The 19,170-nt window shown below is 69.5% G+C and carries 19 protein-coding genes; 5 read left to right on the forward strand and 14 right to left on the reverse strand.

Annotation, left to right across the window (positions count from 1 at the left end; all coding sequences use genetic code 11):
- Positions 1-98 precede the first annotated feature (98 nt).
- Both KME82_RS01640 and KME82_RS01645 read left to right on the forward strand, forming a co-directional pair.
- Complete coding sequence (locus KME82_RS01640; RefSeq protein WP_215496990.1) at positions 99-1,172, forward strand: peptidogalycan biosysnthesis protein; 1,074 nt, start codon at positions 99-101, stop codon at positions 1,170-1,172.
- Positions 1,153-2,016, forward strand: a complete 864-nt coding sequence (locus KME82_RS01645) for a hypothetical protein (RefSeq protein WP_215496991.1) — start codon at positions 1,153-1,155, stop codon at positions 2,014-2,016. Before KME82_RS01640 ends, KME82_RS01645 begins: the two co-directional genes overlap by 20 nt.
- Positions 2,017-2,064: 48 nt before the next feature.
- On the opposite strand, the gene KME82_RS01650 is transcribed toward KME82_RS01645, so the two are convergent.
- From KME82_RS01650 to KME82_RS01705, 12 genes are all read right to left on the reverse strand, one after another.
- Complete coding sequence (locus KME82_RS01650; RefSeq protein ID WP_215496992.1) at positions 2,065-3,297, reverse strand: DegT/DnrJ/EryC1/StrS family aminotransferase; 1,233 nt, start codon at positions 3,295-3,297, stop codon at positions 2,065-2,067.
- Positions 3,278-3,661, reverse strand: a complete 384-nt coding sequence (locus tag KME82_RS01655; protein ID WP_215496993.1) for a DMT family transporter — start codon at positions 3,659-3,661, stop codon at positions 3,278-3,280. Before KME82_RS01655 ends, KME82_RS01650 begins: the two co-directional genes overlap by 20 nt.
- Positions 3,658-4,017, reverse strand: coding sequence for an EamA family transporter (locus KME82_RS01660; RefSeq protein ID WP_215496994.1), 360 nt, complete (start codon positions 4,015-4,017; stop codon positions 3,658-3,660). The genes KME82_RS01655 and KME82_RS01660 overlap by 4 nt, the downstream gene beginning before the upstream one ends.
- Before the next feature lie 8 nt (positions 4,018-4,025).
- Positions 4,026-4,901, reverse strand: a complete 876-nt coding sequence (locus KME82_RS01665) for an alpha/beta hydrolase (RefSeq protein ID WP_215498927.1) — start codon at positions 4,899-4,901, stop codon at positions 4,026-4,028.
- 247 nt (positions 4,902-5,148) lie between these two features.
- Positions 5,149-6,108 carry an efflux RND transporter periplasmic adaptor subunit gene (locus tag KME82_RS01670; protein ID WP_215496995.1) on the reverse strand — a complete coding sequence of 320 codons (960 nt, stop codon included), beginning with the start codon at positions 6,106-6,108 and terminating at the stop codon, positions 5,149-5,151.
- Complete coding sequence (locus KME82_RS01675) at positions 6,105-6,866, reverse strand: ABC transporter ATP-binding protein (protein ID WP_215496996.1); 762 nt, start codon at positions 6,864-6,866, stop codon at positions 6,105-6,107. The genes KME82_RS01670 and KME82_RS01675 overlap by 4 nt, the downstream gene beginning before the upstream one ends.
- Positions 6,863-7,999 carry an ABC transporter permease gene (locus KME82_RS01680; protein ID WP_215496997.1) on the reverse strand — a complete coding sequence of 379 codons (1,137 nt, stop codon included), beginning with the start codon at positions 7,997-7,999 and terminating at the stop codon, positions 6,863-6,865. The genes KME82_RS01675 and KME82_RS01680 overlap by 4 nt, the downstream gene beginning before the upstream one ends.
- Positions 7,996-9,465, reverse strand: coding sequence for a TolC family protein (locus tag KME82_RS01685; RefSeq protein WP_252255584.1), 1,470 nt, complete (start codon positions 9,463-9,465; stop codon positions 7,996-7,998). Before KME82_RS01685 ends, KME82_RS01680 begins: the two co-directional genes overlap by 4 nt.
- Positions 9,465-10,907 carry a sensor histidine kinase gene (locus tag KME82_RS01690; RefSeq protein ID WP_215496998.1) on the reverse strand — a complete coding sequence of 481 codons (1,443 nt, stop codon included), beginning with the start codon at positions 10,905-10,907 and terminating at the stop codon, positions 9,465-9,467. The genes KME82_RS01685 and KME82_RS01690 overlap by 1 nt, the downstream gene beginning before the upstream one ends.
- A gap of 12 nt (positions 10,908-10,919) precedes the next feature.
- The gene (locus KME82_RS01695) at positions 10,920-11,606 is read right to left on the reverse strand and encodes a response regulator (protein WP_215496999.1); all 687 of its coding nucleotides are present in this window, start codon (positions 11,604-11,606) and stop codon (positions 10,920-10,922) included.
- 667 nt (positions 11,607-12,273) lie between these two features.
- The gene (locus tag KME82_RS01700; RefSeq protein ID WP_215497000.1) at positions 12,274-12,708 is read right to left on the reverse strand and encodes a hypothetical protein; all 435 of its coding nucleotides are present in this window, start codon (positions 12,706-12,708) and stop codon (positions 12,274-12,276) included.
- A gap of 15 nt (positions 12,709-12,723) precedes the next feature.
- Positions 12,724-15,513, reverse strand: coding sequence for a M16 family metallopeptidase (locus KME82_RS01705; protein WP_215497001.1), 2,790 nt, complete (start codon positions 15,511-15,513; stop codon positions 12,724-12,726).
- A gap of 135 nt (positions 15,514-15,648) precedes the next feature.
- Between KME82_RS01705 and KME82_RS01710 the strand changes: the two genes are divergently transcribed.
- The gene (locus KME82_RS01710) at positions 15,649-16,413 is read left to right on the forward strand and encodes a pseudouridine synthase (RefSeq protein WP_252255586.1); all 765 of its coding nucleotides are present in this window, start codon (positions 15,649-15,651) and stop codon (positions 16,411-16,413) included.
- A gap of 14 nt (positions 16,414-16,427) precedes the next feature.
- Here KME82_RS01710 and KME82_RS01715 read toward each other — a convergent pair whose 3' ends face one another.
- Both KME82_RS01715 and KME82_RS01720 read right to left on the reverse strand, forming a co-directional pair.
- A complete protein-coding gene (locus KME82_RS01715; protein WP_215497003.1) occupies positions 16,428-17,042 on the reverse strand; it encodes a DUF2059 domain-containing protein in 615 nt (204 codons plus the stop codon).
- A 298-nt stretch (positions 17,043-17,340) separates the two neighbouring features.
- Positions 17,341-17,952, reverse strand: a complete 612-nt coding sequence (locus KME82_RS01720; protein ID WP_215497004.1) for a hypothetical protein — start codon at positions 17,950-17,952, stop codon at positions 17,341-17,343.
- 145 nt (positions 17,953-18,097) lie between these two features.
- On the opposite strand from KME82_RS01720, the gene arfB reads away from it, so the two are divergent.
- Positions 18,098-18,511, forward strand: coding sequence for an alternative ribosome rescue aminoacyl-tRNA hydrolase ArfB (gene arfB, locus KME82_RS01725; protein ID WP_215497005.1), 414 nt, complete (start codon positions 18,098-18,100; stop codon positions 18,509-18,511).
- Positions 18,512-18,524: 13 nt separating this feature from the next.
- Positions 18,525-19,157: a 1-acyl-sn-glycerol-3-phosphate acyltransferase gene (locus tag KME82_RS01730; RefSeq protein WP_215497006.1), complete on the forward strand. Its 633-nt coding sequence runs from the start codon at positions 18,525-18,527 to the stop codon at positions 19,155-19,157.
- Positions 19,158-19,170: the final 13 nt, after the last annotated feature.

The raw sequence follows: 19,170 nt of genomic DNA on the forward strand, positions 1-19,170 counted from the left end.
GGTGGGGACGGGTCGGCGACGGCGGTCGCGGTCCCCATGCCGGGGCCCGGATCGCGCGCGGCGTACCTCGGGCCGAATCTAGCCGGTGAATCTTGCATATGCCTTTCGTGACCCGGCTTGAGCCGGACGCCCTGGTCCGGCACTTCCTCGCCCATCCGCCGCAGGGCTTCGCGGCCGGCACGAGCGTGGAGGCGATGCCGGCCTTCACCGCGCCGTTCGATCTGCTGACCACCGCCGAACCGGCCTTGCTGCGCCGGCTCGAACGCTGGCCGGGTTACCGGCACTGGCGCCGCTGGCTGCGCCTGCGCACGCGTTTCATCGGCGCGACCAACACCGAGTACCTGTGGCTGCCCGATGCCGATCCGGCGGCGCTGGCACGGCGTCTGCGCGAGGACGAGGGCGATGCGTGCGCGCTGTTGATCGTCAAGGACATACCGTCGCAAACACCGTTGCTGTCGGCGGCGGCGAATGCCTTGGCTCGCGATTTTCTCGGCGCCTGCGAGCGCGAGGGCTTCGTCGTGGTCGAAGGTCAGGCGCTGGCCTGGGTCGCGATCGACTTCGCCTCGAACGACGAGTATCTGGCGCGGCAGTCGCGCAGCCGCCGCCGCGATCTGCGCCGCAAGCTGCGCTCGCGCGCCGACCTGGATGTCGAGACGCTCGAGACCGGCGCCGACTTCGCCAGCGACGCGCTGATCGAAGCGTTCTACGCCTTGTACCTGGGCGTCTACGCCCAGAGCGAACTGCATTTCGATCTGCTCGGTCTGGATTACTTCCGCGCGGTGCTGCGCGACGGCGACAGCGGCGGCGTCGTCTTCGTCTACCGCCATCGCGGCGAGATGATCGGATGGAACCTGTGTTACGAATGCGACGGCCGCCTGATCGACAAATACATCGGCCTGGCCTATCCGCAATCGCGCGAGCACAATCTGTACACGGTGAGTTGGTTCGAGAACCTGGACTACGCGCGCCGCCGCGGCCTGGACGCTTATGTCGCCGGCTGGACCGATCCGCAGGCGAAGCGCGCGCTCGGGGCCCGTTTCAGTTTCACCCGGCATGCGGTGTACGCGCGCAGTCCGGCGCTGCGCGCGTTGTTGCGGCGGCTCGCGCCGCTTTTCGAATCCGATCGTTCGCTGTTGGCGGAGAACACGTCCGATGACGCCGATCATTGTTGACCTCGACGACTCGGTCGGCGCGTTGGCCGGCGCGAACCGGATCGATCTGCGCGCCTGGCACGACCGCCTGCGTTTCGCGTGCTCGCGGCGCGCGCTGCGCGAATTCGGCGAACTGCTCGATACCCGCCTGCCGCGCCGACACGGCACCGTCTTCCTGGGCAGCGGCGACTTCCATCACCTGAGCCTGCCGCTGATCGAACGCGCCGTGCGCGCGCGGCGGCGCGTGCAGGTGGTGGTATTCGACAACCATCCCGACAATATGCGCTTCCCGTTCGCGGTGCATTGCGGTTCCTGGGTCGCGCGCGTGGCAGCGTTGCCGCAGGTCGCCCGGGTGCATGTGGTCGGCATCACCTCCGCCGACATCGGCTGGGCCCACGCCTGGGAAAATCGGCTCGCGCCCTTGTACCGGCGGCGCCTTTGCTATTGGTCGACGGCGGTGTCGGTGGCGTGGGCCAGGCCGTTCGGGCTGGCGCCGTCGATCCGCAGTTTCGCTTCGGTCGACAGCCTGCTGGCGGCTTTTCTCGACGAGATGTCCAGCGGCGACGATCCGGTGTATCTGAGTATCGACAAGGACGTGCTGCGTGCGCAGGACGCGATGACCAACTGGGACCAGGGCCGGATGCGCGCCGATGCGATGCTGGCGGCGATCGCCGCGCTGCGCCCGCGCCTGATCGGCAGCGACGTCACCGGCGATATTTCGATCGCCGCGTATCCGCAGCGCTGGAAGCGGATGCTGGCCGCGGCCGACGGGCAGAGCCCGCCCGATCCGCGCACGCTGGGCGCCTGGCAGGCGCAGCAGCACGCCTTGAACGAACGCTTGCGAAGCGCGATCGCCGGCGCTTGACCGGCGGCGCCGAATGCCCGGCCGCCCGGGGTCGAACGATCGCCGCGCTCAGGCGCGCGCGTCACGGCAGCTTTCCTGGAGCACTTCGACGATGCGGGCGAAGGCGACATCGTCGAGCCATTGGCTGTTGCCGATGCTGAGCAGGCGCGCGGCGAAATCGCGTGCGTTGGGCACCTGCGCCGGTGCGACCACGCCGCGCAGGTAGTCGTAATCGGGCAGGGCGTGCGCGAACAGGCGCGAGACGCCGAGTCCGGCTCCCCATAGTTTCGCCAGCGCCGCGTCGCGCGCGGCCGGATCGGACAGCAGCAACAGCAGGGCCGGCCAGGTGCCGCGTTCGCCGGTGCGATCGGACAGGATCTCCACGCCTTCGATCGCGCGCATCTGCGAGCAACGCAGCAGCGCGCGCTTGCGCGCGGCGTCGAGAAATTCCGGCAGCCTGGCCGAGGCGCGCGCGCCGATCGCTTGCCGCCAGCGGCCGACGCGATGCAGCGGGATCTCGCTGGGGAACACGTCCTGCGCCGCTTCGGCCGGTTGGTCGCGTGCGAGCGCGCGGCGTACATTGCGGCCGTACACCCAGCGCAGGCCGCGCGGTCCGTAGAACAGGCCGTAACCGAGCAATTCGGCGCTGCGCCGGATTTCCCAGCGCCAGCGGCGCGGCAGCAGTTCCTGCGCGCACGCGCGCAGGCGTTGCGCCAGCATGGCCTCGCGCGCGATCACCGCGCCGCCTTCGTAGATGCTCAGGCCCTTGCCGGCGGCGAGACTGTACAGGCCGATATCGCCAAGCGTGCCGGCCGGCGAGCCGTCGGCGTGGCGCGCGCCGAGCGCCTGCGCGGCGTCCTCGATCACTCGCGCGCCGACCGCGCGCGCGCAGCGCAGCGGTCCGGCCATATCGGCCAGGCGGCCGCCGAAATGCGTCGGTACGATCGCCAGCGTGTTCGGGCCGCACAGCCGCCGCAGCGCATCGGCGTCCATGTCGAAGTGGCCGCGGCGCAGGTCGCACAGGCGCAGTCGCAGGCCGCAATGGGCGACCGCGAGCGCCACCAGCGGGCAGGTATAGGCCGGTACGATCACGTCGCGCCGCTGCCGGCCGCGCCGCTGCAAGGCGGTCAGGGCGACCACCAGCGCGGCGGTGCCCGAGCAGGTCAGGGTCAAGCGATCCGGCGGCAGTTCGATCAGCGCGGCCAGGCTGTCGCTCAGCGTGCGCGGCGAGCCCGGCCGGAAATCGCCCCAGCGCAAGGGCAGGCCGGCGGTGGGCGGCAGTTCACGCGACGGCGTCGTCATCGCGCTCGCTCAGCGCCAGACAGGCGATGCCGGCGACGATCGCCACCGCGCCGCCGACCTGTATCCAGCCGAAGCGTTCGCCGAACAGCCACGCCGACAACAGCAGCACGCTGACCACTTCCAGATGCGAGGCGGCGAAGGCCGGGCCGATCGGCGCGTGCTTGAGCAGGCTCATCCAGGTGAAGAAGGCGCCGATGTAACCGAGCACCGCGCCGTACAGCCACGGCTGAGCGAGCAGGCGCAGCACCCAGTCGAGCGAGGCCTGCGGCGGAAACGCGTGGCTGCCGGCCAGCTTGAAGCTGATCTGGGCGAGCGTGTCGAACGCCATCAGCAGCAAAAATCCCCACAGATAAAAACGCTTCATGCGCCGACTCCGACCATCGCCACGCCCAAACCGATCAGACCCATGCCGGCGATCCGCAACGGCGTGAGTTTTTCGCCGAACAGCCAGCGCCCGGCGAGCATGATCGCGACGATGTTGATCGAACCGAGCAACACGCCGCGGCCGAGCGGCACGAACGAAAGGAACGCGATCCAGGCCAGGAATTCGAATACGTAGCAGGCCGCGCCGATCCACAGCCACGGCCGGCCCAGCATGTAGCGCCAGCGCGCGAGTCCGTCGCCGGCGTCGGGATCGCCGGCGGCGGCCTTGAACGCGAGCTGGCCGCCGGTGTCCAGCACGACGGTGACCAGCCACAGCGTCCAGATCAGCGGGTTCATGGGCGATCTCAACCGGCGGCGCGCGCGAGCGGCGCGACGGTGTTCGCGGTGGCCGCGGCGATCGTCGCCGCTTCGCCGCCGGCGATGCGCTGGAAGAATTCCGCGGTTCGGTCGATCAGCAGACGCCGGTCGCGGTCGAGCGTGATCATGTGATAGCTATCGGGCAACCACAGCATCTGGGTCGGCGCGGCGACGCGCTTGAGCACCAGTCGCGCGTTGCGCGGGTGGGCGACGTCGTCGCGCACGGCATGCGCGACCAGGCACGGCGCCTGCACTTCGCCCAGGCGCCGCCGCACATGCCGCGACAACAGCTGCAGATCGGCCAGCGAATGCCAGGGATTGCCCGGCAGGCCGGCCGCGGCGCTGTCGCCGCCGAGCATGGCGCCGCTGACCTGGGCACGGATGCGTTCGTCGCGCAGGCCGTACGGCGGTTCTTCCATGAAGCTGCGACCGCGGGCGAAGCCGAGGCGCTTGATCGTCGGCAACAGGAACGACAGGCGGCCGATGGCCGGCATGTTCCAGCCGTCGTAGCGGAAGGTCGCGCCGAGCACGCCGACGCCGTCGACCCAGTCGGGTTTTTCCGCCGCCAGCAGCAGCGAGAGCAGGGCGCCCATCGACAGCCCGGCGACGAACAGATGATCGACGCGTGCGCGCAGCGCTTCGGCGGCGCGTTCGACGCTGGCGTACCAATCGCGCCAGCCGGTCGCGAGCAGGTCGTCCTCGTTGCCGCAATGGCCGGCGAGCTGCATGCCATGCACGCTGAAGCCGGCGCGGTTGAGGCCCTTGCCGAGCAAGCGCATTTCGCTCGGCGTGCCGGTCAGGCCGTGGATCAGCAGCACGCCGTGGGGGCCGCCTTCGAAGTGGAAATCGGCGTCGTGGATCATCGGCGGGCGCGCCTGGCGACGCGGCGCCGGATCGAGACCGCGGTCGCGCACGAAAACGCATCCGACGGCGAAAGGGAACGGTGCGGCGGGCGAGGGGCATTCGACATGCCCCGAGTCTGCCCAGCGCGGGTTTCAGCAACCTTTCGCCGGCTGGGCGGACGGACGGCGGCCCGGGCGCGGTTCAGCGGATCCGCTCAACGCTCCGGCATTCCCAATCGCCGATCGCCTGTTCGCGCACTCGCGCCCGTCAGCGCGCCGGCGCGACCTGCGCGGCCGTGTTCGCCGCGCCGTCGACAAAGCGCACCAGCACGCGCTGGCCGACGCGCAGCGCGCTCGGCCGGTCGAAGGCGAGCACGCACTCGACCGTGCGTTCGTTGGCGCGCACTTCCGGGTCGTCTTCCTGGGTCGACGGACCGAACAGCGGCGACAGGCGCAGCACGTGCGCCGCGCCGAGTTCGCGTTGCGAATCGCCGTCGTCGATGATCTGCGCGGCCATGCCCGGTCGCACTGCGGCCAGATACGACGCGTTGAGCTCGGCGCGAACGATGCGAGGCTGCTGCGGCAGCAGCACGAACAAGGCGCCGTCGCGCGCGCTCACGCTCATGCCCGGTCGCGCCGAGACGTGCGCGATCTCGGCGTCCATCGGCGTCTTGAGGATCTGCTTGTCGAGCAGATAGGCCGATTGTTCGCGTTGAGCGGCGGCGATTCGGGTCGCCGCGGCCGCGCTGTCGAGTTCGGCCTGCAATTGCGCCAGCGCGTCGCGCGCCTCGTCGGCGCTCTGGCCGTCGCCGACCCCCGCGACCGCCGCGGCGCCGAGCCGCTGCGCGCGCGTGCGCGCCTGCCGCAGGCGTTGCCGCGACAGCGTTTCCTGCGCCCGCGCCTGATCCAGCCGGGCCTGGGCGATCTCGTCGTCGGCGTGCGCGGCGGTGGCGTCGAGCGCGGCGAGTTCCTGACCGCGCCTGACCTTGTCGCCCTCGCGCACCGACACCCGGGCGAGGACGCCGTCGGCCGCCATCGCCAACTTGAGCGTGCCGCCTTCGACGTCGATGCGCCCGCGCGCCACCGCGGCGTACGCGGGCGTGGAGGCTGCGGTGCTGGCGCCGGCTTGCGCGCCGGAGGTCTGCTCGCCGCCGCGGTCGCAACCGCTGCCGGTCGCGATCAGCAGCGAGAGCGCGCAGAACATGAAACGTGAGCGAGTGGGCGTCATTGCGTTCGGCCGCTGAGGAGAGGATCGGCCGCCGGCTCGCGCCGGTCGGAGAGAATACGCCCGTCTTCCATGGTCAGCAGGCGATCGGCGTGGCCGATCAAGCGCGGATCGTGGCTGACGCACAGCACCACGGTGCGATGGCGTCGGGCGATGGTGTGGAGGATGTCGATCACGGTCTGGCCGTTGGCGGCGTCGAGCGAACTGGTCGGTTCGTCGGCGAACAGCAGCGCCGGTCGCTTGGCCAGGGCGCGGGCGATGGCGACGCGCTGTTTCTCGCCGCCGGACAACTCGGCCGGACGCAGGCGCATGCGTCGCGCCAGGCCGACTTCTTCCAGCGCCGAGGCCGCGCGTTGCTGCGCTTCGCGCCTGGACAGGCCCAGGTAATGCAGCGGCAGTTCGACCTGTTCGGCCACGGTCAGCGCCGGAAACAGATTGAAGCCCTGGAACACGAAGCCGGTGTGGTGCAGGCGGAAGGCTTCGAGCGCGCGCAGGCCGAGTTCGCCGAGCTGCTCGCCCAGCGCGATCACATGGCCCTGGTCGGGGCGCTGCAGGCCGCTGAGCACCGACAGCAGGGTGCTCTTGCCGCAGCCCGAAGGCCCGGAGATCAGGGTCAGCTCGCCGGCGTCGATCTGCAGCGACACATCGTCGAGCACGGTGCTGCGCAGATTGCCGGAGACGAAGGATTTGCTGATGTTGCGCGCGATCAGCGACGGCGGCGCGGCCGCGGCGAGTTCGATCGGGGCGATGGCGGCATTCATCGCAGCAGCACCGCCGGATCGGCGCGGCGCAGGCTGCGCAACGCCGAGATGCCCGAGACCGATGCCAGCAGCATCACCACCAGCACGCAGACGGCGGTGACATGCAGGTTGAACATCACCGGCACATCGCGGCTGCGCGCCAGCGCGATCAGGACCGCGCCGAGCCCGGTCGCGATCGCGACGCCGATCGCGCCGACCCACACCGCCTGCTCCAGCACCACCCAGCGCAGCGAGCGCATGCTGATGCCCAGCGCGTTCAAGGTCGCGTATTCGCGCACCGACCCGGCGACCGCCGCGACCAGGGCCTGGCTGGTGATGACCGCGCCGACCAGCAGCACGATGCCGGCCAGGAACAACACGCCGGCGCCGGCGCCGGTGTCGAACATCCAGAACAGCATCGATTGCCGGGCGAATTGCCGGGCGGTCCAGACCTCGTAACGGCCGAAGCCCGATTGCCCGCCCAGGCGTCGCGCGACGGCGTCGCTTTGCGCCGGATCGCGCAGGCGGGCGACGAAATACGCCGGCCACGTCGCGCCGCCGGCGCCGGCCTGCAAACGCCGCGCGGTGTCGAGCGAGGCGACGATATTGACCCCGCCGAGCGCGCGCAGGCCGGCGCTGGTGCCGACCACGCGCACGCGATGGCCGTTGACATAGGCGCCGCTGCCGACGCTCGCGCCGAGCTTGTCGAGTTCGGCCCGGTCGACGATCACGCTGTCGGGCAGCGCCAGGCGCCGACGCAACTCGGGCGACAACGCGCGCGAGAACATCAGCCCGTGCGCGCTGATGTCGATGCCCGATACGTACACCGACACGCCGCCGGTGTCCTTCGCCGGGCCGCGCCAATCGGCGTCGAGCCAATAGAACGGTTCGACCCGTTCGACCTGCGGGTCCATCAGCAGCAGCGACGCCAGGCCCGGATCGACCGGCCGTCCCTGATCGACGCTCTGGGTGCCCGGATACCCCAGCCACAGATCGGCCGAGGAGCCCGACACGTAGACGCTGGCGCTGCCGAAGATGCCGAGCACCAGGGCCGCTTGCAGCAACAGCAGCAGGCTGGAGAAACCGATCGCCAGCACCGCCGGCAGGAACCGGCGCCATTCGAACAACAAGGTTTGCCGCGCGAGCGAGGTCATGGCCGGCTCCGCTCGCTGGCGACGGCGGCGCGATGCGCATCGGCGTCTTCGCCGGGCGCTTCGCCCGGCGCGGCGCCGAGCGCCTTGTACACGGCGATGTAGGCCATCGCGCGTTGGGTCGCCGCGGCGTTCAATTCCAGCGCTGCCTGGTCGCGTTCGATCCGGCGGGCGTTCACGTCGATTTCGCTGGCCAGGCCCAGGCGTTTGCGCGCCGCTTCGCCGTCGGCGGCGCGCGCGAGCGCCCGCCACGCGTCGCGATCGGATTGTTCGCGCAGGCGTTGTTGTTCGAGCGCGCCCAGCGCGGTTTCGACCTCGGCCACGCCGGTCAGCACGGCCTTGCGGTAGGCGTAGGTCGCCGCTTGCAGCTCGTCGCCCTTGGCGCTGGCGCGGGCGCGGCGCAGGCCCCAGTCGAACAGCGGAATATCGATGATCGGTCCGAACACGCCGATGCCTTCGGTTTCGGTGCGGCGGTGCGCGGTGATGTTGGCCGACCATTGGATCGAGCCGCCCAGGGCCACGCGCGGGTAGCGATCGGCGCGCGCCAGCCCGGCCTCGGCGGCGGCGCGCAGCACCAGGGCCTGCGCGTGGGCGACGTCGGGCCGGGTGCGCAGCAGATCGGCCGGCGCGCGTTCGATCGCGCGCATCGCCAGGACCGGGCGCGGTTCGCCGCCGCTCCAGTCCGGATCGGGCTCGGCGCGCCCGAGCAACACCGCCAGCGCCTGCTCGGCGGCGACGATGCGCTGGCGCGGATCGCTCAACCCGGCCTCGGCCTGGGCGACGGCCGCGCGCAGCGGTTCCAGGCTGTCGCGCGGGGCCAGTCGCAGATCGATGCGCACTTGCTGCAAGCGCAGCTGCTCGCGCCGCGCATCGGCGATGGCGGACGCCAGGCGTTGTTGTTCGAGCGCGTCGCGCAGCTCGATCCAGTTGCGCGTGACTTCGGCCACCATCGTGATCCGCGCATCGCGCAGGTCGGCGTCGGCGGCATCGACCTCGCCTTGCGCCTGCCGATGGAGCGCTTCGCCGCGGCCGAACAGGCCCAGTTCCCACACCGCGTCGAGGCCGGCGACGAAGAACGACGCGCTGGCGTCGGGATCGACCGGATTGCTGGTGCGCGCATGCAGCTCCGGACGCAGCGCATCGCCGGCATGGGCGTACAGGGTGCGCGCGGCGCGCAGACGCAGCCTGGCCTGTTGGATATCCAGGTTGGCGCTCGCGGCTTCATCGACCAGGCGATCCAGGCGCGGATCGCCGAACGCCCCCCACCAGCCGCGCGGATCGGGCGCCGCCGCGGGCGTCGCATCCAGGGCGTTGCGCCACTGCGCCGGCAGCGGCGGCGTCTGCTCGGCGATCGGCGTCGACAGGCAGCCGGTCATGATCGGCAAGGTCAGCAACAAGGTCGAAAGACACAGCGCTCGCGCGCGGCGACAAGGCCGCATCCGGGTATCGCGCAGGGCGGGACTGGGCATCAGGACAGGTCCGCAAACAAGGGAAAGTCGATTTCCACGCATAGTCCGCCGAGGCGCGAACGCAGATAGCGCACGCGCGCGCCGTGGCGCTCGGCGATGCGCCGCACGATCGCCAGCCCCAGGCCGGTGCCGCCGTCGATCGCCTCGGGCGCGCGGAAAAAGCGATCGCCCAGGCGCGGAAGCGCCGCGTCGGGTACGCCGGGGCCGTCGTCGTCGATGGCGATGATGGCGCTGCCGTCCTCGATGCGCAGGCCGACGCTGACGGTGCCGCCGCGCGGCACGTAGTTGAGTGCGTTGTCGATCAGATTGTCGATCGCATCGTGCAGGGCGTAGGCATCGGCGAGGATCGTGACCGCCGCTTCGGGCGCCTCGTAGCCCAGGTCGACGCCGTCGCTCAGCGCCCGGGCGACATGCTCGGCGAGAATTTCCGGCAGCAGTTGATCCAATCGCACCGGCGCCATGCGTGCGGCCGGCTCCAGCGGCGCCTGCGCGCGGGTCAGCGCCAGCAACTGCGAGGCGGTGCGCGCCAGCCGCATCGTCAGCACCTGCACCTGCGCCAGCGCGGCCGACCGGTCTTTCTCGTTGGCGCTGGTGCGGGCGCGGTCGGCATGCAGCGACAGGCCGGCCAACGGCGTGCGCATCTGATGCGCGGCGTCGGCGATGAAATGCTCCTGGATCACGAACAGGCGACGGATGCGTTCGAGCAGCGCATCGATGGTCCAGCTCAGCGGGCGTATTTCGGACGGCACGTCCAGATCGCCGATCGGAACCAGTTCCTGACCGTGCTCGGCCAGGTGCTGGATCAGCGGGTCGAGCGCGCGCAGGCCGCGGCTCACGCCGCGCCACATCAGCGCCAGCAACACCGCGGTCAGCACCAGTTGCAACAGGATCGACATCAGCAGGATCTGGCGCGCGCGCAATTGGCGGTCGAACACGGCTTCGGCCAGCGTCACCACCAAGGTGTCGGAGGCGTCGGTGGGCGCGCGGATCGCGATCGAGACCGCGCGCGAATTCACGCCGCCGATACGGGTGTCGTAGAACTCCGCCGCGCCGTCGTGCGGGACCGGGCCGACCGGCATCGGCTCGCGGCTGCCGCTGAGCAAGCCGCGCTTGAGGCTGCGCACCGAGTAGTGGTTATGGCCGCGACTGCTGTATTCGAGCAGGAAGCTCGCCTGCGGCGAGAACTGCCCGTCCGAGCGCGAGGCGCGCAGAACCTTGGCCATGCCGTTGACGTCTTCGAGCAGGCCGTCGTCGTGGACGCGGTCGGAATAGGTCGAGGCGATCACGTACACCAGGATCGACACCAGCACCACGGTCGCGCTGACCGGCACCAATAGAAACAGCAGCAAGCGCCGGCGCAGGCTGTTGCCCTCGCGCGCGAAGAATTCCCGGCGAGGACGCGTCGAAGGAGGCGGCGAACCGGCGTTTGCGGTGGCGGTCATGCGGCTCGTCCGTCAGGACGAGCGCTCGCCGGAGCCGATTTCTTCCACCACATAGCCCAGTCCGCGAATGGTTCTGATGGTGACATCGGTGCCTTCGAGTTTGCGCCGCAGGCGATGGATGGCGATGTCCAGGCCGTTGTTGGTGATGTCCTGCTCCCAGTTGCACAGGGTTTGGGTAAGTTGTTCGCGGCTGACCAGGCGGCCGCGGCGGCTCAGCAACGCGTCGAGCAAGGCGAACTCGCGCCCGGTCAGGTCGAGTGCGACGTCCTCATTCCACCCGCGGCGCCCGGCAAGATCGATGCGCAGCCTGCCTATGGACAACATCGGGATGCCTTGGTTCACTCGCCGCCGCAACAAGGCGCGCACGCGGGCGGCGAACTCTTCCAGGACGAACGGCTTGATCAGATAGTCGTCGGCGCCGGAGTCGAGCGCGCGCACGCGCTCGCCGACGCCTTCGCGCGCGGTCACCACCAACACCGCGGCGCTTTCGCCGCGCGAACGCGCGCGTCGCAGCACCGACAAGCCATCGAGTTGCGGCAGGCCGAGGTCGAGCACGACCAGGTCGTAGGTGTCGTCGCGCAACGCCGCGTCGGCGTCGTTGCCGCGATTGACCCGGTCCACGGCGTGTCCGCTTTCGATCAACGAGTCGGACAGACCCGAGGCGATGGCGGGATCATCTTCGGCGATCAGGATTCGCATGGCGGATCATCAGGCTCGTTACCCGGTGGGGCGGGAAAGCGAAGAGAGTGTGGCAGTCGAAGTCGCATCTTTTTGTTAATCGGTGGCGCCGGAAAAAATAAATTTCGTCGTAAAAATGTCGGAATCCTGCGGACATTCCGCGTGCTCGAATTCGGCCACGGTGCGACGGTGGGCGCGGCGTGGCCCATCGGATAGGCCGGGCTCCGCCATAAGGCGGAGACGCGCAGGGCCGATCCAGCCGCGAGCGGCCAACCACGTGATCGCTGTCGCATGCTGCGCATGCCAGGGTGAAGCGCATCGGAAGATGAGCGTTACCGAATGTGACCGATTGTGACCGAGGGTAAGACTCGCTCAGGACGAGGCAGGCGCGGCTTCGCGGCGCGAGGGTGCGAGCGACCGATCACGTTGTCCGCGACGCGGTGGGCCACGCCGCACGGTGGCGGCGTTCTCGGTGCCGCCTGTCGATCGTGGCGGCCGTGTTGTCTGGACTGGAAGCAGGCGGGCCGCGCTTGTGGTCGATTCCTGCATCGTCGTGGATCGCAGGGCCGGGCGGCATGTGGACGTTGCCGGCGGCGTGGCCGCGGGGCAAGCGCGAGTCGCGTCGAGCGTTGCGGCGAGTGCATCGCCGCAACGCCTCGATCGGGCACGCAGGTTCAGCGTGCCGCGGTCAAGTCGAAGACCACAGGTACAAGTGTTTGCCTTCACCCTTGGCCTGAGCGGCGAGGCGCCGCAGGTCGGTCACCACCGGCAGCAGTGCCTCGGGTTCCCAATCCAGCTCTTCGGACTGCGCCCATTGCGCCGCGATGTCGGACAGCGCCGTTTCTTGCAACGCCGCCAGTGCATTCACCAGCGGCGCGGGGAACTGCGACAGCATCGAGTCCTCGTCTTCGTCGCCGGGCTCGCCCGGCAACTCGTGGACGTCGATGTCCCATTCCTCGTCGGTGAGGATGGCCCACAGGTTGCTCACCTCGAGATCGGTCAGGCCGTTGTAGCTGGCGACGGTATAGCGGCTGGATGCGGCGGTTTCACCGCTTGCCGTCCACTGCGCATACGCGCGGGCATCGGACGCGGTGGCGACGATGAAATCGGACATGATCGACATGGATTGTCTCGTCCGTCAGGGGCTGGCCGTCTTGTTCTTCGCCGCGGCGAAGTCGCCGGCGGTGTAGACGCTCAGTTGCTCCGGCTTGAGGTGCTTGCGGATCGCCGCGTTCACCGACTCCACGGTCAAGGCCTTGAACTTGGCGTCCAGCTCGGCCGAGAACTGCATGGTGCGGCCGTAGAACAGATTGCTGACCAGACCGCCGGCGATCGCCGGGTCGGACGCGCGCGCCTGTTCGCGCTGGGTCAGCAGGCCCGACACCGCGTCGCGCAATTCGTCGGCGGCGACGCCGTCCTTGATCAGCCGCGCGAGTTCCTCGCGCATCGCGGTCTCGACCTTGCCCAGGTTCTGCGGCGCGGCGATCGCTTCCATCGACCAGTTGCCGGCATCGTCGCGGCCGTCGCGGCTGCTGTCAGCGTCGATATCGCTGCTCACGCCGTAGCTCAGGCCGTCCTTCTGGCGGATGCGATCGGCCAGCCGCGACTTGATCGAGCCGCCGCCGAGGATGTAGTTGGCCGCGATCAACGCGGGGAAATCCGCATCGGTGTCCTTGAGCGAAATATTCGCGCGCGCCAGCAGCACGCCGTTGGCCTTGTCCGGGGTTTCGAAGCGTTGCTGTTGCGGCGCCACCGCGGTGTAGTGGGTGGCGATCGGCGCGTACGGCTTGGGCGCGCGCCAGTCGGCAAACAACCGCTGCAACTGCTGCTTGACCGCGACCGGATCGAAATCGCCGACCACGCTGATCTGGCCTTCCGCGGTGCCGTAGAAATCGCGATGGAACGCGCGCACGTCCTCGATCTTCAGCGCCTTGATCGCGGCCAAGGATTCGTCCAGATCCAATGCATGCAGCGGATGGCCGACCGGCCAGGGATCGAAGTGCTTGCTCATCGCGATGCCGGCGATGCTGCCCGGTTCCTGGCGCGAGGCTTCCAGGCCGGTGATCGCCTGCAGGCGGTACTGTTCGAATTCCTTGTCCGGGAAGCTCGGCGTGCGCAGCACCTGCGCGGCCAGCGCGAGCGCGTCGGCGAGTTGCTCGCGTCGGGTGCTCAGGTCGATGCGCGCCGATTGCAGGCCGCCGCCGATGCGCGCGGCGGTCTTCAGCGTGTCGAAGCGCGCGTCGATCTGTTCGCGGCTCAGGTCCTTGCTGCCGCGCATCAGCAGCGCGCCGGCGACGTTGCCGGCGACGTCGTGGCCGGTCAGCGCATCGGCGTCGGCGAAATTGAAAGAGGCCGCGACGGTGACCGTGCCGCCGCGGGTCTTCTTCGGCAGCAGCGCGATCTTCAGGCCGCTGCCGGCGCCGGTGTCGAGGGTGAAGGTCTGGGTGCGCGCGTCGATGTTGGCCGGGGTCGGGTCGAAGTGTTCGCCGGCCTGCAACGCGGCCTTGCCGGTGTAGCCATGCAACACGCTCGCCGCGCTCGGCGCGGGTGCGATGTCCACGCGCTTGGGCGCGAGGGTGGGTTCGAAGCGGCCGAAGGTGCGGTTGCTCGATTGCAGGTAGGTGCGCGCGACCCGGTTGACGTCGTCGGCGGTGACTTTTTCCAGCGCGTCGCGGTAGTGGAAGTACAAGCGCCAGTCGCCGGCGGCGACCGCGTCCGACAGGCCCATCGCCACGCCGGAGACGTTGGTGTAGGCCAGTTCGAAACCGTTGGCGATGCGCTGCTTGGCGCTGGCGACTTCCTCGGCGGTGATCGGCTGGCGCTGGATCTGTTCGAGCTGATCGATCAGCACCTGCTCGGCCTTGGCCGTGTCGGCGTCCTTCGGCAACGCGGCCAGCGCGGTCATCAGGCCCGGATCGCGGCGTTGTTCGCTGCCGGCGCCGATGCTCGCGGCCAGGCCGGTTTCGACCAGCGCCTTGTGCAGGCGGCCGCCGGGCACGTGGCCGAGGATGTCGTCGAGCACGCCCAGCGGCGCGGCGTCGGGGTGGGTGCCGGCGGGGATGTGGTACGCGCTCATCAGCACGCGCACGTCGCCGACCCGGCGCACGGTGACTTCGCGTTCGCCGTCCTGCGCGGGCTCGCGGGTGTAGAACGCGCGCATCGGTTCGGCGGGCTTGGCCAGCGGTCCGAAGCGTTGCGCGATCGCGGCCAGGGTCTTGTCCGGATCGATCCGTCCGGCCAGCACCAGGGTTGCGTTGTCGGGCCGGTACCAGGCGCGGTAATAGGCCTGCAGGCGTTCGATCGGCACCTGCTCGACGTCGCTGCGCGCGCCGATGGTGTCGTTGCCGTAGTGGTGCCACAGGTAGGCGGTCGAACGCACGCGTTCGATCAGCGCCGACACCGGGCTGTTTTCGCCGCTTTCCATCTCGTTGCGGACCACCGTCATCTCGCTGTCGAGGTCCTTGCGGGCGATGTCGGAATGGACCATGCGGTCGGCTTCCAGCGCCAGCAGCCAGTCCAGGGTGGCGTCGCTGGCCGGGAACGAGGCGAAGTAGTTGGTGCGGTCCTGCGAGGTCTGCGCGTTGTAGTTGATGCCGCGCTTCTTCATCTCGGCCGGGATTTCGCGATGGCTCGGCGTGCCCTTGAACAGCATGTGTTCGAGCAGGTGGGCCATGCCGGTTTCGCCGTAGTTCTCCTGCAGCGAGCCGACGTTGTAGATCAGGTTGACGGTCACCGTGGGCTGGGTGGCGTCGGGGAACAGCAGCACGCGCAGGCCGTTGCCCAGCCGGTATTCGCAGATGCCTTCGACGCAGGGCCCGGCGCTGACGCCGGCGGGCGGCTGCGATGTGGCGGCGTGGGCGCTGCCCAGCGCGATCGCCAGGGCGAGGCTGAGCGAGGCGGCGAGGGCGGAAGATCGGCGTAAGGGCATGAACGGTCCTGAGTTGCGGGCAGCGGTGAACGATGAAACGCGAAGCGATCAAGGTAGCAGCGCGGCGAGTGTGGGTGCAGATGCGGCAAATAGACGAAAATGACCGTCGATCCATCGTTTCGGACCCACGGCCGCATGAACCATGAACTGACTTTGGCCGACGACGCCCTCGACGGCGACGACGCATCCGTCGCCGTCCCGGCGCAGCTGCCGGTGCTGTACGCCGACGAGGCTCTGGCGGTTATCGACAAGCCGGCGGGGCTGATGGTTCACGACAGCGCGCTGGCGCGCGGCGAGACCGACTTCGCCGCCGACCGCCTGCGCGCCCAGTTCGGCCGGCCGATCTTCCTGGTCCACCGGCTCGACCGCGCCACCAGCGGCTGCCTGCTGCTGGCGTTCGACCGGCAGACCGCGTCGGACCTGGGCAAGGTGCTGATGTCGCGCGATGTCGAGAAGGATTACCTCGCGGTGTGCCGCGGCTGGCCGGCGCAGGAGGTGTTCGAGGTCGATCACGATCTCGACGGCGGCCCGGGCAAGCCGCTCAAGAAGCCGGCGCAGACCCGGTTCGCGGTGCTGGGCCGGGCCGAGCTGGCGCTGCCGTCGTCGGGCTTCGAGACCTCGCGCTACGCGCTGCTGCGCGCGCAGCCGCTGACCGGGCGGTTCCGCCAGATCCGCCGCCATCTCAAGCATCTGTCGCACCACCTGATCGGCGACACCAGCCACGGCGACGGCCGCCACAACCGCAGTTTCCGCATGATGGGCATCCACCGCATGCTGCTGCATGCGCAGCGGCTGGCGTTCCTGCATCCGCGCAGCGGCGAGCGGATGCAGGTGGTCGCGCCGGTGGATGCGCAGTTCGCCAAGGCGCTGGCCCTGTTCGAACCGCCCGCGTCGTCGTGAACCGATAGCCCGGTTTACTGGCCCTGGTTGACGATCACCGGCGGCGGTTCCGGAACCGAGACCGGGACCGGCGGGGCCGGAGGCGCGGGCGGGGCTTCGTCGGTGATCTGGCGGATGTCCTTCTGCAGATCCTGCTGGATCTGTTCGAACATCTTCTTCATCAACGGCTGCATTTCCTGCATGGTCTGGCCCATCGCCTTGGGCATCTTCTCCAGGATGCTGCGGCCTTCGGGCGTGCCGTAGAAATCGATCATGGCCTGCACTTCGTTGGCCTGGAAGGTGTCGCGGTAGACCTTGTGGTAGATCGGCGCGACGTTCTCCCAGGCCAGCAGCTGGTCGGCGCGGGCCATGATCTTGTCCATCGAGCGCTGCAGCGACTGGCGCTGGGCCGGGCTGAGCTTGTTGCCGGCCATCGCCTCGGCCATGCCCTGGGCGGACCCGTTCATCTGCTGGACGATCTCGCGCTTCATGCGCTCGTAGTTCATCGTCTGCATGAGCTTGTCGACCTGGGCGTCGGTCGGCGGCGCGGCCTGGGCCGGCGTGGCGGCGAGCAGGGCCAGCGACAGGGCGCTGGTCAACAGCAGGCCGGTCGGCCGCAGGGCGGAGGACAGGCGGTACGGGGATTTCATGCGAAGTGCTCCTTGCGTGGAGCCGCATGGTCGGGCGCGCGGGCGTATGTCGTCAATCCGCTGCGAGCGGCACGCCGCGAAGATCTGCTCCCTCTCCCGTTTACGGCGACCGGAGGGAGTGCAAGGCTGAGAGGGCTGGGGTGAGGGCGCGCGGGCTGCCGCCTGCCGTCGCAACTCAGATGGCGAGCGCCCTCATCCGCCCTGCGGGCACCTTCTCCCGCAAGCGGGAGAAGGACTCAGCCTCGTGGCCTTATGACGCGTGTGGAGCGAGCCATCCGCTCCGATCCAACCGCTCAACTCAGGGATGCACGCCGTTGCCGCGATACACCGGCTGCCCATAAGCCGCATTCGACGCGGCATTGGTCAGATCCTGCAGCAGCGCATCGCGCAATACCTGCGCGGGCCTTTGCGCGTTGTTCTGCGGGTAACCGCCCTGCTGGTAACCGTTGTAGCCCGAGTCGTAACCCGAGTTGCCGTTGTTGTAGCGCTGGTTGGTCAGCTGCTCGAGCACGCGCCGGCCTTCGGGCGTGCGCGACAGCTCGGCGATCGCCTGCAGGTCGCCCGAACTCATGCCGCGGCCGTCGTAGCCGTTGCCGCTGTCATAACCGTTGCCGTAGCCGCCGTTGCCGTTCTGCGGCATCGCCCGCGCGGCGTTTTCCAAGGTGCGCAGGAAGGTGCTCTGCTGGCCGGCGAACTTGCGCAGGATTTCCTGATCGGTCGAATTCGCGCGGCGGCCGACCAGCGCCTCGGCCACGGCCTGGCTGGACTGCATGATCTGGTTCTGGAAGCGCGGATCGCTGATCGACTGCACGCGCGCGGGGTCGTAGCCTTGCGCGCAGGCCAGGGCCGGCACGGCCAGCAGGCCAGCGGCGAACAGGGACGCGAAGAGCGGGCGGGATGGACGCAGCATGCGGGGTTCCTCCATGGACCGGTCCGGGCATGGTCGCCCCCGGGGGCGGTCGCGTCAACGACGCGGGTCGCAAACGCCGGACCCGGTCAAGGCCGCGTCATGGACGTGAACGCGCGCCGGTCTACAATCGCCGGCGGAGGAGAGCATGGCGGAACCGGAAATCACCATCCCCGAACAGGAGTTGGTCGAGCGCTTCGTGCGTTCGACCGGCCCGGGCGGGCAGAACGTCAACAAGGTCGCCACAGCGGTGGAACTGCGCTTCGATATCGCGCAGTCGCCTTCGCTGCCCGAAGCCGTGCGCGAACGTCTGCTGACCAAGCGCGACCGGCGGGTGACCCTGGAGGGCGTGTTGGTGATCAGCGCGCAGCGCTTTCGCACCCAGGAGCGCAACCGCGAGGACGCGCGCGTGCGCCTGGCCGCGTTCGTCGAAAGCGGCCTGCACGTGCCCAAGCCGCGCATCGCCACCAAACCCAGCCGCGCCGCCAAGGAGCGCCGGATCGGGGCCAAGAAAGAGCGCGGCGCGACCAAGCGCGGCCGCGCGCAACGCGATTGGGACTGACGACGGAGCGTGCATGTCTAGCGATCGAAACACCGATTCGACCGACGAACAGTTGTCCATCGTGTTGCCGTTGCCGCCGAAGGTGCCGCAGGTGCGGCGCAATCGCCTGACCCGCTGGATCGGCCGCAGCATCCTGCGGCTGGGCGGCTGGCGCATGGTCGGCGCGTTTCCCGACATCCCGCGCGCGGTGCTGATCGGCGCGCCGCATTCGTCCAACTGGGACGGCGTGTGGGGCTTCGCGGCCAAGGCCGCGATGGGCCTGGACGTGAAGATCATCGCCAAGGAGTCGCTGTTCCGGGTGCCGCTGCTGGGCATGCTGCTGCGCCGGCTCGGGGTGATCCCGATCAACCGCAACGCCGCGCACGGGGTGATCGAGCAGGCCGTGGCGATGATCCGCGGCGCCGAGCGTTTCTGGCTGGGGATCGCGCCGGAGGGCACGCGCAAGGCGGTGGAGCGCTGGAAGGCGGGCTTTTGGAAGATCGCCAAGGCCGCCGACGTGCCGGTGGTGCCGGCGTATTTCCATTACCCCGACAAGATCATCGGGATCGGCGAGATGTTCCACCTCGGCGAGGACATGGACGCCGACATGCGCCGCATCCGCGATTGGTACAAGCCCTGGCAGGGTAAGCATCACGGTACGGCTTGAGCGGCCGGCCGCT

Source organism: Lysobacter capsici (genome assembly GCF_018732085.1).
Taxonomy (GTDB): domain Bacteria; phylum Pseudomonadota; class Gammaproteobacteria; order Xanthomonadales; family Xanthomonadaceae; genus Lysobacter; species Lysobacter capsici_A.

What these genes read in the sequence shown, in the direction of transcription:
- KME82_RS01640 (WP_215496990.1), top strand. Translation starts at nt 99, where the DNA reads ATGCCTTTCGTGACCCGGCTTGAGCCGGACGCCCTGGTCCGGCACTTC.
- KME82_RS01645 (WP_215496991.1), top strand. Translation starts at nt 1,153, where the DNA reads ATGACGCCGATCATTGTTGACCTCGACGACTCGGTCGGCGCGTTGGCC.
- KME82_RS01650 (WP_215496992.1), bottom strand. Translation starts at nt 3,297, where the DNA reads ATGACGACGCCGTCGCGTGAACTGCCGCCCACCGCCGGCCTGCCCTTG.
- KME82_RS01655 (WP_215496993.1), bottom strand. Translation starts at nt 3,661, where the DNA reads ATGAAGCGTTTTTATCTGTGGGGATTTTTGCTGCTGATGGCGTTCGAC.
- KME82_RS01660 (WP_215496994.1), bottom strand. Translation starts at nt 4,017, where the DNA reads ATGAACCCGCTGATCTGGACGCTGTGGCTGGTCACCGTCGTGCTGGAC.
- KME82_RS01665 (WP_215498927.1), bottom strand. Translation starts at nt 4,901, where the DNA reads ATGATCCACGACGCCGATTTCCACTTCGAAGGCGGCCCCCACGGCGTG.
- KME82_RS01670 (WP_215496995.1), bottom strand. Translation starts at nt 6,108, where the DNA reads ATGACGCCCACTCGCTCACGTTTCATGTTCTGCGCGCTCTCGCTGCTG.
- KME82_RS01675 (WP_215496996.1), bottom strand. Translation starts at nt 6,866, where the DNA reads ATGAATGCCGCCATCGCCCCGATCGAACTCGCCGCGGCCGCGCCGCCG.
- KME82_RS01680 (WP_215496997.1), bottom strand. Translation starts at nt 7,999, where the DNA reads ATGACCTCGCTCGCGCGGCAAACCTTGTTGTTCGAATGGCGCCGGTTC.
- KME82_RS01685 (WP_252255584.1), bottom strand. Translation starts at nt 9,465, where the DNA reads ATGCCCAGTCCCGCCCTGCGCGATACCCGGATGCGGCCTTGTCGCCGC.
- KME82_RS01690 (WP_215496998.1), bottom strand. Translation starts at nt 10,907, where the DNA reads ATGACCGCCACCGCAAACGCCGGTTCGCCGCCTCCTTCGACGCGTCCT.
- KME82_RS01695 (WP_215496999.1), bottom strand. Translation starts at nt 11,606, where the DNA reads ATGCGAATCCTGATCGCCGAAGATGATCCCGCCATCGCCTCGGGTCTG.
- KME82_RS01700 (WP_215497000.1), bottom strand. Translation starts at nt 12,708, where the DNA reads ATGTCGATCATGTCCGATTTCATCGTCGCCACCGCGTCCGATGCCCGC.
- KME82_RS01705 (WP_215497001.1), bottom strand. Translation starts at nt 15,513, where the DNA reads ATGCCCTTACGCCGATCTTCCGCCCTCGCCGCCTCGCTCAGCCTCGCC.
- KME82_RS01710 (WP_252255586.1), top strand. Translation starts at nt 15,649, where the DNA reads ATGAACCATGAACTGACTTTGGCCGACGACGCCCTCGACGGCGACGAC.
- KME82_RS01715 (WP_215497003.1), bottom strand. Translation starts at nt 17,042, where the DNA reads ATGAAATCCCCGTACCGCCTGTCCTCCGCCCTGCGGCCGACCGGCCTG.
- KME82_RS01720 (WP_215497004.1), bottom strand. Translation starts at nt 17,952, where the DNA reads ATGCTGCGTCCATCCCGCCCGCTCTTCGCGTCCCTGTTCGCCGCTGGC.
- arfB (WP_215497005.1), top strand. Translation starts at nt 18,098, where the DNA reads ATGGCGGAACCGGAAATCACCATCCCCGAACAGGAGTTGGTCGAGCGC.
- KME82_RS01730 (WP_215497006.1), top strand. Translation starts at nt 18,525, where the DNA reads ATGTCTAGCGATCGAAACACCGATTCGACCGACGAACAGTTGTCCATC.